This is a genomic window from Shewanella sp. A22 (genome assembly GCF_053850585.1).
In genome coordinates this window covers 1-13,397 of the sequence record NZ_JBSQBN010000027.1, presented here as the reverse complement: position 1 = coordinate 13,397, position 13,397 = coordinate 1, and the positions used below count along the sequence as shown (strand labels likewise).

12 protein-coding genes are annotated in these 13,397 nt (G+C 41.2%); 4 read left to right on the top strand and 8 right to left on the bottom strand.

The window, feature by feature from the left end:
* Positions 1–6 precede the first annotated feature (6 nt).
* From plsX to yceD, 3 genes are read right to left on the bottom strand one after another with little or no spacing between them, the layout of a single operon-like run.
* On the bottom strand, positions 7–1,035 hold the full coding sequence (plsX, locus tag ACWXWT_RS07105; RefSeq protein ID WP_456040922.1) for a phosphate acyltransferase PlsX: 1,029 nt from the start codon (positions 1,033–1,035) through the stop codon (positions 7–9).
* A 15-nt stretch (positions 1,036–1,050) separates the two neighbouring features.
* The gene (rpmF, locus tag ACWXWT_RS07100; RefSeq protein ID WP_011636967.1) at positions 1,051–1,221 is read right to left on the bottom strand and encodes a 50S ribosomal protein L32; all 171 of its coding nucleotides are present in this window, start codon (positions 1,219–1,221) and stop codon (positions 1,051–1,053) included.
* An 18-nt stretch (positions 1,222–1,239) separates the two neighbouring features.
* Positions 1,240–1,764 carry a 23S rRNA accumulation protein YceD gene (gene yceD / locus ACWXWT_RS07095; RefSeq protein WP_456040921.1) on the bottom strand — a complete coding sequence of 175 codons (525 nt, stop codon included), beginning with the start codon at positions 1,762–1,764 and terminating at the stop codon, positions 1,240–1,242.
* Positions 1,765–2,012: 248 nt separating this feature from the next.
* Between yceD and ACWXWT_RS07090 the strand changes: the two genes are divergently transcribed.
* On the top strand, positions 2,013–2,612 hold the full coding sequence (locus ACWXWT_RS07090; RefSeq protein WP_456040920.1) for a Maf family protein: 600 nt from the start codon (positions 2,013–2,015) through the stop codon (positions 2,610–2,612).
* 76 nt (positions 2,613–2,688) lie between these two features.
* Here ACWXWT_RS07090 and ACWXWT_RS07085 read toward each other — a convergent pair whose 3' ends face one another.
* On the bottom strand, positions 2,689–3,330 hold the full coding sequence (locus tag ACWXWT_RS07085) for an HAD-IA family hydrolase (RefSeq protein WP_456040947.1): 642 nt from the start codon (positions 3,328–3,330) through the stop codon (positions 2,689–2,691).
* A gap of 44 nt (positions 3,331–3,374) precedes the next feature.
* Positions 3,375–4,331 (bottom strand): 23S rRNA pseudouridine(955/2504/2580) synthase RluC, encoded by a 957-nt coding sequence (rluC, locus tag ACWXWT_RS07080; RefSeq protein ID WP_456040919.1) that lies wholly within the window; start codon positions 4,329–4,331, stop codon positions 3,375–3,377.
* A 627-nt stretch (positions 4,332–4,958) separates the two neighbouring features.
* Here rluC and rne point away from each other — a divergent pair.
* On the top strand, positions 4,959–8,375 hold the full coding sequence (rne, locus tag ACWXWT_RS07075; RefSeq protein WP_456040918.1) for a ribonuclease E: 3,417 nt from the start codon (positions 4,959–4,961) through the stop codon (positions 8,373–8,375).
* Positions 8,376–8,630: 255 nt separating this feature from the next.
* Here rne and ACWXWT_RS07070 read toward each other — a convergent pair whose 3' ends face one another.
* Positions 8,631–9,545: a bifunctional methionine sulfoxide reductase B/A protein gene (locus ACWXWT_RS07070; RefSeq protein WP_456040917.1), complete on the bottom strand. Its 915-nt coding sequence runs from the start codon at positions 9,543–9,545 to the stop codon at positions 8,631–8,633.
* A 158-nt stretch (positions 9,546–9,703) separates the two neighbouring features.
* On the opposite strand from ACWXWT_RS07070, the gene ACWXWT_RS07065 reads away from it, so the two are divergent.
* A complete protein-coding gene (locus ACWXWT_RS07065) occupies positions 9,704–10,543 on the top strand; it encodes an isopenicillin N synthase family dioxygenase (RefSeq protein ID WP_456040916.1) in 840 nt (279 codons plus the stop codon).
* A 120-nt stretch (positions 10,544–10,663) separates the two neighbouring features.
* The gene (gene ylqF / locus ACWXWT_RS07060) at positions 10,664–11,605 is read left to right on the top strand and encodes a ribosome biogenesis GTPase YlqF (protein WP_456040915.1); all 942 of its coding nucleotides are present in this window, start codon (positions 10,664–10,666) and stop codon (positions 11,603–11,605) included.
* 72 nt (positions 11,606–11,677) lie between these two features.
* Here ylqF and ACWXWT_RS07055 read toward each other — a convergent pair whose 3' ends face one another.
* On the bottom strand, positions 11,678–12,175 hold the full coding sequence (locus ACWXWT_RS07055; RefSeq protein WP_456040914.1) for a low molecular weight protein-tyrosine-phosphatase: 498 nt from the start codon (positions 12,173–12,175) through the stop codon (positions 11,678–11,680).
* 74 nt (positions 12,176–12,249) lie between these two features.
* A complete protein-coding gene (locus tag ACWXWT_RS07050; protein ID WP_456040913.1) occupies positions 12,250–13,098 on the bottom strand; it encodes a DNA ligase in 849 nt (282 codons plus the stop codon).
* Positions 13,099–13,397: the final 299 nt, after the last annotated feature.

Here is a 13,397-nt window from a genome sequence, read left to right as displayed (position 1 = left end):
ATGAGATCAGCTATTGATGTCTAAAAGAATCGACTCCAAACGATCTTTAATCATTTCAGGAAGACGACGTTTTGCTTCTGTTGCTGCTAAATTTAATGCTTGTAAAAATGCAGCTTCATCCGCGTTACCATGACTCTTTACTACTATTCCGCGCAATCCTATCAGACTTGCACCGTTATAGTGGTCGGGGTTCATCTTACTGAGAACAGCTTGTATACGAGGAGCGATAAGTTTGGAGAGTAAACGTACAAAAAAACCGTCATTTAAACCGCGTTTTAATTGATGCACTAATAACTTTGCAATGCCTTCGGAGGTTTTGAGGGTTATGTTGCCCACAAAACCGTCACAAACAATCACATCAACATTACCAGTATAAATTTCATCGCCTTCAACAAAACCAATATAATTAACTTGATCTGTGTGCTGCAAAAGCTGTCCGGCTTGTTGAACTTGATCGTTACCTTTAATTTCTTCAATACCGACATTCAATAATGCCACTTTCGGGCGTGCTTTTTTATGCACGGCTTCACATAACACTGAGCCCATAATCGCAAATTGAAATAAGGTCTCTGAATCACAAGAGACATTTGCACCTAAGTCGAGTAAATAAACCGGTTTTCCACTCATTGCGGGTAAACAAGACACAAGTGCAGGCCTATCAATGCCCGGTAGTGTTTTTAACAAAACCTTGGCCATTGCCATTAACGCACCTGTATTGCCAGCACTTACACAAGCTGCAGCTTTTCCGTCTCGTACGAGTTCAAGGGCAAGTCTCATTGAACTGTTTTTGCGTGAACGCAAAGCGTGAATAGGTCTATCACACATGGTGACTACTTCGGTGGTGTGAACGATTTCGATACGTTCTAAATCAGCAGAAGGACTTTGAAGTAAATATTTTTCTATCTCGGTTTGATTACCAACCAAAATAATATTGAGGGTGCTATGAAATTTCAATGCCTGCAAGGCTGCAGGCACTGTCACGTGGGGGCCATGGTCACCCCCCATCGCATCTAACGCAAGCGTCAGATTTATCATCAGATTAACAACAAATTACTTGTTGATAACCTTTTTACCGCGGTAAAAACCATCAGCAGTCACATTGTGACGTAGATGTAATTCACCGCTAGTTGCGTCTACTGATAATTGAGCTGTGCTCAATGAATCATGTGAACGACGCATGCCGCGCTTTGAACGTGATTTTTTATTCTGTTGTACAGCCATTGGACCTGTCTCCTACGATTACTTGCTCTTCAGTTTTTCTAACACTGCAAACGGATTTGGACGCTCCTCATGAGCGGGGTCGATCTCGCCTACAACTATATCTTTCGATCCTGACTTACAATTATTATCTTCGTGCATCGGGATGATCGGCATAGCGACTATCAATTCATCTTCAATCAATTGATGCAGACGTATTTCACCAATCTCATTACACTCAATTGGGTCATACGCATCCGGGAGCTCATCGATTTCTGCCTCAGTCTTACAAGGACTAAAACAAAAGTCGACCGTAACCTCGGTAGTAAATTGTGTCATGCAACGTTGACATAGCAGAGTGAGCTCCGTCACAGCCTTCCCGCGAAGGTAGACTATCCCCTGTAAATCGACGCCACATTCCAACGACACAACTACGTCGGAACAGTCGCCGGCACATAACTCGCTTAATCGCTTTAGTTGCTTGCCTAAAATAATACCTTCGTATCGAAGGCCACTTGAGGCAGCGCGTATAGGATCAATTGAAACCGGTATCTTTACTGTTTGCATAAGGCGCGCATATTATAGTTTGAAAACGCTGGAGTCAAAGAAAATTTCCGTAAAAATACGGTAAACACACCTAACAAGTCACATTAGGCACTCTTTTATCCGGCATTGAATTTGAAAGTTGGCGAATTTTACCGAACCCGACTCCATCGCACAAGCATTACTCGGTGAAAAATGCTCCATTTGACGCAATGAATACAGTAAACTGAGTAATAATTGCCTCTCAACAAAAATACAGTGACATATAATCAATGAAATTCAATCTTGTATTAGCCTCTACCTCACCTTTTCGTCAGCAGTTATTACAAAAATTAATGCTCCCATTTGACTGTATTAACCCCAATATTGACGAAAAACCAAAAGAAAATGAGGTGGCAACAGAATTAGTTCAAAGGCTCGCGGAACAAAAGGCCTTAGCGGGAGCTAAATTAGTCACACCAAACGCGCAAATGCAATTGATAATAGGCTCAGATCAAGTTGCTGTTATTAATGGTCAAATTATTGGTAAACCCCACACTGTCGATAATGCTGTTGCACAGCTATTAGCAGCATCAGGTCAAGCCATAACGTTTTATACTGGACTTGCCGTCTACAATCAGTCTACTCAGCAGATGTTGTCTTGTATTGAACCGTTTACTGTTCATTTTAAATCTCTATCTGAAGCGCAAATACGTCGCTACATCGAAATTGAACAGCCATTATATTGTGCTGGGAGTTTTAAAAGTGAAGGGCTTGGTATTGCATTATTTAGTCGCCTAGAAGGTGATGACCCGAACACATTGATAGGACTACCTTTGATTAAATTAATCGAATTACTTCACCACCATGGTGTTGATGTACTTTCTGATTAACAAGATTAAAACGGTGCTAGGTATGGGGCAAACTGTGGGCCTTAATCAACGGTGATTTAGGCCCCAAGACATATCACTAAAGATAACGAGAGATAGCTAAAGGTTGATCGACTACAGCTAAAGGGTTAAGCATTTGCAGCCTGACTTCATCATGTGCACCATAACTGACACCAATGCTGGCCATATTTGCATTATTTGCCATAGTTAAGTCATGAATTGAATCACCAATCATAATGGCTTTACCTGCATTTATATCAAAATGATTAAGTAAAGCATGAAGCATTTCAGGATGAGGCTTACTTTGTGCGTCACTTGCACAACGGGTGGCATGAAAGTATTGCCCAAGCCCAGTCAATTCCAACACCTTATCCAACCCATCACGCGCTTTACCAGTAGCAATCGCCAATTGATAACCCGCATCATAAAGCTGTTTAATCAGTACCTCTACCCCATCAAATAATGGTGTTGGATAAGTGCTGGCTAAGTGATGGCGTCGATAACAATCGATAATTTGCTGAGGATTTTGATGCTCAGCAAATAAAATGGGCATAATGTTAGGTAAAGATAAACCGATGACATCCCTTACAGCTTGTTCGGTTGGCATCGGTAAAGTTAACTCTTGCGCCACACTTTGCATACAAGAAACAATTTTACCCACGGTATCCATCAACGTGCCATCCCAATCAAAAATGACTAAATCGAATGCTTTATCTTTAATATCCAATGCTATGCCCTACTCCAATGATTAACAACAGCCTAACCTTAGGCTCTTTTTAGTTTATCGAGCGTATTCAGTAATACTTTGTCGAGTGGCGCTTTAACTTGCATTACTTCATTGTTTTCAGGATGAGTGAACTTAAGTTCTGCTGCATGTAAAAACAGTCGATCTAAGCCTAATTCTCTCATACTGTTATCGAATTGTTGTTCACTGTATTTATCATCGCAGGCGATTGCATGCCCAGTATACTGGCAATGAACCCGAATTTGATGGGTACGTCCAGTAACAGGGCTTGCTTTAACGAGAGTGCAGCCTTGATAACGTTGCATGATTTTATAACGCGTTTCAGATTCTTTACCCTCTTTATTAACCCGCACGATACGTTCGCCCGACTTTAAGGTGATTTTTAACAGCGGTGCTTTCACCACTCTATCACTTGCTTGCCACTCACCGCGCACTAAAGCTAAATAATCTTTTTGCATGGTTTTACTACGGAGCTGTTCATGCAAGTGTTTTAGTGCACTGCGCTTTTTAGCCACAAGTAACACACCTGAAGTGTCTTTATCTAATCGATGAACTAACTCTAAAAACTTTTGTTGTGGACGCAGCGAACGTAAGCCTTCAATCACACCATAATCAACACCACTTCCCCCATGTACCGCAATTCCAGCAGGCTTGTTCAGCACAATTAAATGATTGTCTTCATGGATAATACGCTCTTCGAGTTGTGACACTCTTGATAAATTAGCAGAAGGAGCTTTACGATTATCCTTTTCAGCAACTCGAACTGGTGGCACACGAACAATGTCGCCAATTTGCAATTTGTACTCAGGTTTAATGCGCTTTTTATTCACACGCACTTCCCCTTTACGCACGATTCGATAAATCATGCTTTTAGGGACGCCTTTTAATTTGGTTAGTAAAAAATTATCGATGCGTTGTTCAAAATGATCTTCGTCGATAGTCACGTATTCAACTTGGGGGGTAGTTTCAGTATTCATGATGCGCCATATAGTGGTTACCCTATTAGTGTACCTTATCTTACAAATGCTTGGCTATTGCCACATCAGACTTGGAATAAATACACGAAAGAATATTGGCTTTTGATTGCTGAAAATACTGTTTGTTGCTATATTTGCGCACAGGTCGAGAGTAAACAGTGGATAAAGTGTTCACAACTTTCACCAAATGCGAAAAACCAACAGTTAAAAAAATGAACGTTACCGGTAGCAACTCATTGATTTGCAAATTACATTTAATAAAAAACGACAAAAACCGTTTGTGTAATTAAACCGTAAGTATTTAATAATGAATTTAATTTAACTGTAGTAAATCGCCCCAAATTCGAACAACATTTTAGCTTGTTATCAAACAAACCGATTCGACTTGGGCATTAACGGATTAAAATACCATAATTTATGGGGTTGGTTGTAATTCAACGAATTCCTTGTTTTTGTAAACATTAGAAAATAAGCCATAAATAGGATGCGACACGCAGTGATTGCGTTTTACAGCAATGAGCACCTAAATTGCCTGGATCTAACCGCGAGGTTACACCGATTAATTCAGGCCCGTAATGCAGAAAAATCGTGTTGTTTGATGACCTTATTTAGAAGAATCACGTCATCATGAAACGTATGTTAATTAATGCAACTCAATCAGAAGAGTTGCGCGTAGCCCTAGTAGATGGGCAACAGCTGTATGATTTAGACATTGAAAGTCCTGGTCACGAACAGAAAAAATCAAATATCTATAAAGGTAAAATCACTCGCGTAGAACCATCACTTGAAGCCGCATTTGTTGATTACGGTGCAGAGCGTCATGGTTTCTTGCCTCTCAAAGAAATTGGTCGTGAATACTTCCCTAAAGGTTATTCATTCCAAGGTCGTCCTAACATCAAAGAAGTGGTACAAGAAGGCCAAGAAGTCATTGTTCAGATTGATAAAGAAGAACGTGGCAACAAAGGTGCTGCACTCACCACGTTTATAAGCCTAGCCGGTTCATACCTTGTATTAATGCCTAACAACCCTCGTGCAGGCGGAATATCTCGTCGTATTGAAGGTGATGAACGCACTGAATTAAAAGAAGCAATGGCAGAGCTTGAAGTGCCCAATGGCATGGGGCTAATTGTACGTACTGCTGGAGTTGGCAAAGAGTCAACTGAATTAAAGTGGGACTTAAAAGTTCTACAGCATCACTGGGATGCCATTCAAGAAGCGGCTCAAAGTAAAGCGGCACCATTTTTGATTCACCAAGAAAGTAATGTAATAGTGCGCGCGATTCGTGACTATTTACGTCGTGATGTTGGCGAAATTCTTATCGATCACCCACGTATTTTCGAAGAAGCCAAATTGCACATTGGTTTGGTTCGCCCTGATTTTGTCGAACGTGTAAAGCTATACGATTCTGAAGTACCATTATTTACTCACTTCCAAATAGAATCTCAAATTGAATCTGCGTTTCAACGTGAAGTGCGTTTACCTTCTGGTGGCTCTATTGTTATTGACCCAACAGAAGCGTTAACGTCAATTGATATCAACTCTGCCCGCGCAACAAAGGGTGGCGATATTGAAGAAACTGCACTTAACACAAACCTAGAAGCTGCTGATGAAATTGCTCGTCAATTACGTCTACGTGATTTAGGCGGTTTAGTGGTTATCGACTTTATTGATATGACGCCTGTGCGCCATCAACGTGAAGTTGAAAACCGTTTACGCGATGCCGTTCATCATGACCGTGCACGTGTGCAATTAGGTCGTATCTCTCGTTTCGGCTTAATGGAAATGTCGCGTCAACGTTTACGTCCATCACTTGAAGAGTCAGCGGCGCATTTATGTCCACGCTGTCATGGCCAAGGTACGATTCGTAGTACGGAATCACTCGCGCTTTCTATCTTACGTTTAATGGAAGAAGAAGCGATTAAAGAAAACACCACTCAAATCGAAGCCATTGTGCCGGTTGATGTGGCGGCGTTCTTGTTAAACGAAAAGCGTAAAGCAATTCGTATTACTGAAGAACGCCACGAAGTTGAAGTGTACGTGATCCCAGACGCACACATGAATACCCCTGAATATCGTGTTGTTCGTCGTAAAAGCGATGACGAAGTCAGCGAGTCAAGCTATAAGCGTGTTGATACACCTGCGGCAGCCTTGTATGAACCACGTAAACTTGAGCGTGCAGCATCACCAGAACCTGCATTAAAAGGATTTGCGGCACCGCAGAAAACGCCAGCCGTTGAAACGGCAACCAGCCCTGTAGCAAAAGCTCCTACGGCTTCGGCGCCAAGTCAACCAAGTTTCTTTACGCGCATCGTAGCAACTATTAGCGCCTTATTCTCTGATAGCAGCAAAGAAGCCAAAGACACTAAAACCAATACTCAGACAAAAGACAATAACCAATCAAACAATCGTCGCCCTCGTCGTAATGACAGCCGCAACGATAACGCTAATCGTAATGACAAACGCAATGACAGCCGTCGTCAGCGTAATGACAACGATAAGCAAAAAGAAAGTGTCGAACCACGCACTCGTAATAAGCGTAATGACCGTAACAATAAAAACAGCGCTCAAGACGACAACACAAGAAATAAACCACGTAATGAGAAAGTAGATAAACCATTATCACAAACCAACGCACCTAAAGTTGCTGACGCTAAAGCCAGTACTGAAAAGTCACCTAAACAAGAAGCTGCTCGTGAGCGCCGTCAGCGTCGTAATCTACGTCGTAAAGTTCGTATCGAAAATGAACAAAACGAAGATGCTGTAGTAAAAGCAACGGATGTTAATACTGCAACAAATCATGAAAATGATAACGTTGTAGCAACGGCTAACGAACCTGAAACGAAAAAAGCGGAAGCAAAAGTATCTGAAAACAAATCAGAAACGAAAGCTGCACCTCGTAGCCGTCGTCAGCCACGTAAAGACCGAAATGAATCGTCTACTGAAACGCAAAGTACGGCCAATGTCACTGCAGACAAAGCAGAGCAAACCGCTGTGGCAACAGAGACACCTCAAGAGGTTAATGCCGAGCTTGCTAACAAAGAAACAAAAGTAAAAGCAAATACAGTAGAGCCTGACCAAAAAGATAAGCAATTACCTGTTGTCACAACACCTATTGCAGATACAACAAACCAAGATACATCAGTTGAAAATACTGAAGCAACATCTACTGAAAGCGATGAAGCATCAAACACTGATGAAACAACTGAAGGTCGTGAAGGTCAACGTCGTAGTCGTCGCAGTCCTCGTCATCTTCGAGCAGCAGGCCAACGTCGCCGTCGAGATGATAGTGACTCAGCTCAACCAGCGGTATTTACTTCTGTTGATGAGCTGGAAAAACAACTAGATGCTGAGCAATCACAAACTAAACCGTCTGCGACTAAAGCAGACCAACCTACAGAAGTGAAAGTGGACGAAACGTCATCTGAAACACAAGTCGCTCCAGTTGACGTTATAGCGGAAACCAAAGTGGTAGAGACTCCTGCCGTAGAAGCAAAAGTGGAAACTAAAGCGGTAGAGACTCCTGCCGTAGAAGCAAAAGTGGAAACCAAAGCTGTTGAACCTGTTGTTGAAGTAAAAGCTGCCGAGCCAGTTGCACAACCAACTGCTGAAAAAGTGATTGAACCAACCAAGGTTGTAGAGCAACCAGTTGTTTCTGTAACGGCTGAAGTGGAAGTTAAAGCTGAAACCATCAATGCAGAACCTGCACGAAACATCGAGGGTGAAAAAGCAGTTTCATCAAATGCCTCTGCGCCTATGGCAAAACCTGCTGCAATTACACGCAAGGCTAAACCAGAAACCACGCCAGAAATTAAAGTCGATGTTAGTAAAACTGCACCGGCAGATACGGCACCTAAAGTAGCAGCCAAAACCAGTCGCTTTGGTTCTATGGTGTCATCTGATATGACTAAACCAACTGTCGACGTGCGTGAGCAACAAGCCGTACCGCAAGGACGTTCTTATGAGGCGCAAACAGCTGAATCCAATACGCCAAAAGCGGCAATGGGTAATAGCGCATCATCTGGCATGGCTCGCCCAGGTAAATAATAGGTAACAATCCCAAGCTGTCATAAAAAGGGGCGATTGAGAAATCAATCGCCCCTTTTCTATTGTAAACAACAGACTCATCAACTCCAAATCCATTCCTTATGTAATCAATAGAGTCATACCAGTCTCATTAAATATCTGGTCAGTTCACATATTTAATAGGATTGGTATCACTTATGCTTTATCGTTTAAGAGGGTATTGTTTTATAATGTTTACTCCCTTATAAAACAATACAACAACGCAATAAATAAGAACTAACGTTTACGTTTATCTGCAAATTTACTCATCACTTTATCAAATTTTGGCTTAACCACTAATTGGCAATATGGTTGTTCTCCATGCTGACTAAAATAGTCATCATGGAAGTTTTCTGCTGGATAAAAATAATCAAATGTGACGACTTCTGTCACAATGGGTTTTGGCCAAACATGTTGCGCAGTTAACGCTTCAATAAAAGCTGTCGCCATATCAACCTGTTCACTCGTATGAGTAAAAATCACCGAACGATATTGTGGCCCTTTGTCATTACCCTGCTGATTTAATGTCGTCGGATCATGGCTTTCAAATAGCACTGTTAATAACGTCTCATAACTTATTACGCTTGGGTCAAACTCAATGTGGATCACTTCTGCATGACCTGTACGGCCAGAACAAACTGCATCATAATTAGCATCTTTTGCATCCCCCCCACAATAACCCGACTTAACACTCAATACGCCATTCAACTGGGAAAAAATAGCTTCTACACACCAAAAGCACCCTGCGCCAAAAGTAGCTTTTTGTTTACGTGTAACGGCAGTTGTTTTGTCTAGCTTTTCTAATGGTCTGAATTCCATCGATACAGAGTTAACACAGTGACGAATATTTTTTTCAGTCAACAATTCACCCTCAAACACATGACCTAAATGACCTCCGCATTCATGACAAGTAATTTCGGTTCGGCGGCCATCTGCGTCTATAGTGCGCTTAACAGCCCCTTCTATTTCATCATCAAATGCAGGCCAGCCACAGTGAGCATTAAACTTATGTTCACTTTTATATAACGGTGCATGGCACTTTTTACACAAATACACCCCTTGAAGATCATGATCGACAAATTCACCGCTAAAAGGACGTTCGGTACCTTTCTGTTCAATAACGTATTTTTCAAATTCGGTTAAATTATTCATAGCTTGCTCTCATTAAGTTGTTTGTCACCTTGATAAAGAATACGCGTGATCTTCAGCACCAGTTCAACCTGCGTTATTTGAATGCACGCAAAGAATTGCGACAAAGTGTGACTAAGGTTAACATTGCAGTGGGTCAACACACTAATAAGAAATATATAATGAAACTGAATACAATTGATTACTTAGCACCAGATAGTGCTGAGCGCTTTGTCGAGTCACTTCGTGAAACGGGTTTTGGGGTCTTATCAAACCACCCAATCCAAAAACAACTTGTCGAGAACATTTACCAAGAATGGTACGAGTTCTTTCAGTCAGAATACAAAAATGATTTTTTGTTTAAAGCTGAAACCCACGATGGTTTTTTCCCATCTTCAATATCAGAAACCGCCAAAGGCAACACCGTAAAAGACATCAAAGAATATTATCATGTGTATCCTTGGGGGCGTATTCCTGATTCACTCAGAACTAATATCCTTGCTTACTACGAGCACGCCAATGGGTTAGCATCGGAACTACTCAGTTGGATTGAAAAGTATACTCCGCCAGAAATTGCCGTTAAGTTTTCAATTCCACTACCGGATATGATTGCCAACAGTCAAAAAACATTATTGCGTATTTTGCACTATCCTCCTATGAAGGGTAATGAAGAGATGGGCGCTATCCGTGCGGCTGCGCACGAAGACATTAACTTAATAACCTTGTTACCCGCTGCTAACGAACCTGGGTTACAAGTTAAAGCCAAAACAGGTGAATGGATTGATGTACCAAGTGATTTTGGTAGCATCATTATTAATATTGGTGACATGTTACAAGAAGCATCAGGCGGCTATTTCCCGTCAACCTCACATAGAGTCGTTAACCCCGAAGGCACTGATAAAACTAAATCTCGTATTTCATTACCCTTGTTTTTACACCCAACCCCTGAAGTGGTGTTATCTGAGCGCTATACTGCAGATAGCTACTTAATGGAAAGATTACGTGAATTAGGCGTAATTTAATTTGGTTTACCATAGATACCAAGCGTCTTAGGACGCTTTTTTTATGTTTTTCCACACCTAACAAGGTACAATAACACTTTTATATTTATTCGTTTTAGCATTCGGTTATAAGGCAACATCATGGCAATTCAGTGGTATCCAGGACACATGCACAAAGCACGTAAAGAGATTGAAGAGGCTATGCCTCAAGTGGATCTCGTTATTGAAGTGCTCGACGCACGTATACCTTACAGCAGTGAAAACCCTATGGTGTCACAATTACGTGGTGATAAACCCTGCATTAAATTACTGAATAAATCAGATTTAGCAGACCCAGAAATAACGGCTCAATGGATTGAGTACTTAGAACGTGAACAAGGCGTCAAGGCGTCAGCCATCACAACCTTGCAACCCGCTATGGTCAAAAGTATCCCAGACCTTTGCCGTAAACTGGTACCTCATCGTGACATTGTAGAAAAAGACATCCGCACCATGATTATGGGTATTCCTAACGTTGGTAAGTCAACAATTATTAACACCCTAGCCGGCCGCACTATTGCAAAAACAGGTAATGAACCTGCCGTCACTAAAAATCAACAACGGATTAATCTACGAAATGGTATCGTTTTGTCGGACACTCCCGGTATTTTATGGCCTAAAGTAGATAACGAAGCCAGTAGCTACCGTTTAGCCGTAACAGGGGCAATTAAAGATACCGCAATGGAGTATGAAGATGTCGCAATGTTTGCTGCAGAATATTTTCTTAAAGCTTACCCTGAGGAAATTTGTGCTCGCTATAAACTTAAATCTTTACCAAATAGTGATATTGAATTACTCGAGGCGATTAGCCGCTCACGTGGAGCACTTCGTCCCGGTGCGCGAGTCGATTACCATAAAGTCTCCGAATTATTATTGCATGAATATCGTTCAGGAAAAATCGGCTTATTAAGCCTTGAAACACCCGCTATGGCTGAGAAAGAAAAAATCGAAGTAGCACGCAAACAAGCCGAAAAAGAAGCAATAAAACAACAAAAAATTGAACAAGAAAAACTAAAACGCTCAGGTAAGCGTCACAATGATTAATCGTATTTTCGACTAATTTGACCATAGCCGTAATTAAGGAAGCCTGTTACTTATCGTTTTATTATGTGAAGTTTACATTCTATTTTTTGCTGAAGCCAGTTGCGTTGCTAATGCTGCAAGGCTGGTTTCAAGTAAATCAATGACCAACTCAAACCCGCTATCTCCACCATAATAAGGATCTGGTACGTCTCGTACACCACCATCAGAAAACGCTAAAATCAAGTGTAATTTATAGTGAAAATGACGTGGGCAGCGCTCAAGTAAATCAGTCAAATTACTTTCATCAGCAGCTAAAATCAAATCAAATGCTTCAAAGTCGCTATCGCAAACCTGCCTTGCCTTCATACCTGAAAAATTTAGTCCGCGCTTGCTTCCCACTTCAACACTCCGCTTATCGGGTTTGTTTCCCTGATGGTAAGCAATCGTTCCAGCAGAATCTATATGAAGGTGTAAATCAAATAACTTAGCTTGTCGCGTAAATACAGCCTCGGCAGTGGGCGAACGACAAATATTGCCCATACACACAAACAACACTGAAGAGACACTTGCTAAGTATTCTTTATCAATCAATATCTTATACCTTTTAACATTTTAATTTTTTGAAATCACTTGTTATTTAAGAAAAATTTTGATTTTACCTGTCATTATTGTTGCGGCCGTTCTCGCAAAAAAGTAGCAAAACGCGGCGTGCCCTTTTGAGTAAAGCCTAAATATTGATACGTTATCCTAGTACCTATCGCCGGTGGATTACGTCTTTGTTGATCACTAAACCCACTACCAATATTAAACACGACACCTTGCTGAGTTTTAACCGTTAACGCACCTAATTGCCCTTGGTATTTCCCTTTACCCTCGGTATGTCCAATGACCACGGCTTCTGCATCATATTTGGGTTTTAGTTTTACAATATATTTGCTTCTTCCAACAGTATAAAAGGCTTGACGATAATGCAACATCAAGCCTTCACCACCAGCGGAAACAACCTTGTCTAGTTCAATAAGTAATACATCTGTACTTGGGAGTATTTGTTGAGAAATCACTTGTAAATGAGCAGAGCCCACCTGCGAGACTAATTGTTTCATCATATGATAACGCGCTTCAAATGGTGCGTGGTATTCCGGTAAATCAAATAGCATAAATTTAACATCTTGCCAATCATTGTCCTGAGTCTCTTTTCGCCTAACCAATGATGATATTTGTTCAAACTGCCCACGCCCTAACCATAATTCTCCATCCATAGGATAATCAGGAAATCCTTGCGTGAACCACATAGGCAACGACACAGAACGACCACTTCGAGTCAACATTTGCTTACCATCCCAATAGCCGCGAACACCATCAAGCTTTTCACTAATCAAGTAATCAGCTACGTCAAGATCATCCGAGTATTGACTTGCAAGTTGAATAGCAGGTTTAGGCAGTATTTCACTATGGCAGGTTAAACTACTAAGCAATAATAAACTTAGACAAAAAAATCGAAAAACACTCAACATACGCAATCCTTGCAAACTGTATTAAACCTCATGGCATTGTTAAGCCTAGTACATATCATGCAACCCCGCTTTCATAGACGAACTCACAGAATCATCATTATACCAATCCTATTAAATATGTGATCTTTCAGCGGGAGTTCAAAGTGCTGTAGGCAAGGCAGATGATTGAAGCGAATAGTGATTCTATTTTGAAAGTATCTAACGAAGCATAAAGGACTTTGAAACCCGCCAGAATGGAGTCTCTCAGGTATTCCACTTCTGTGTTACATCGATTTAAAAGGCAACAACCATTTCTACAT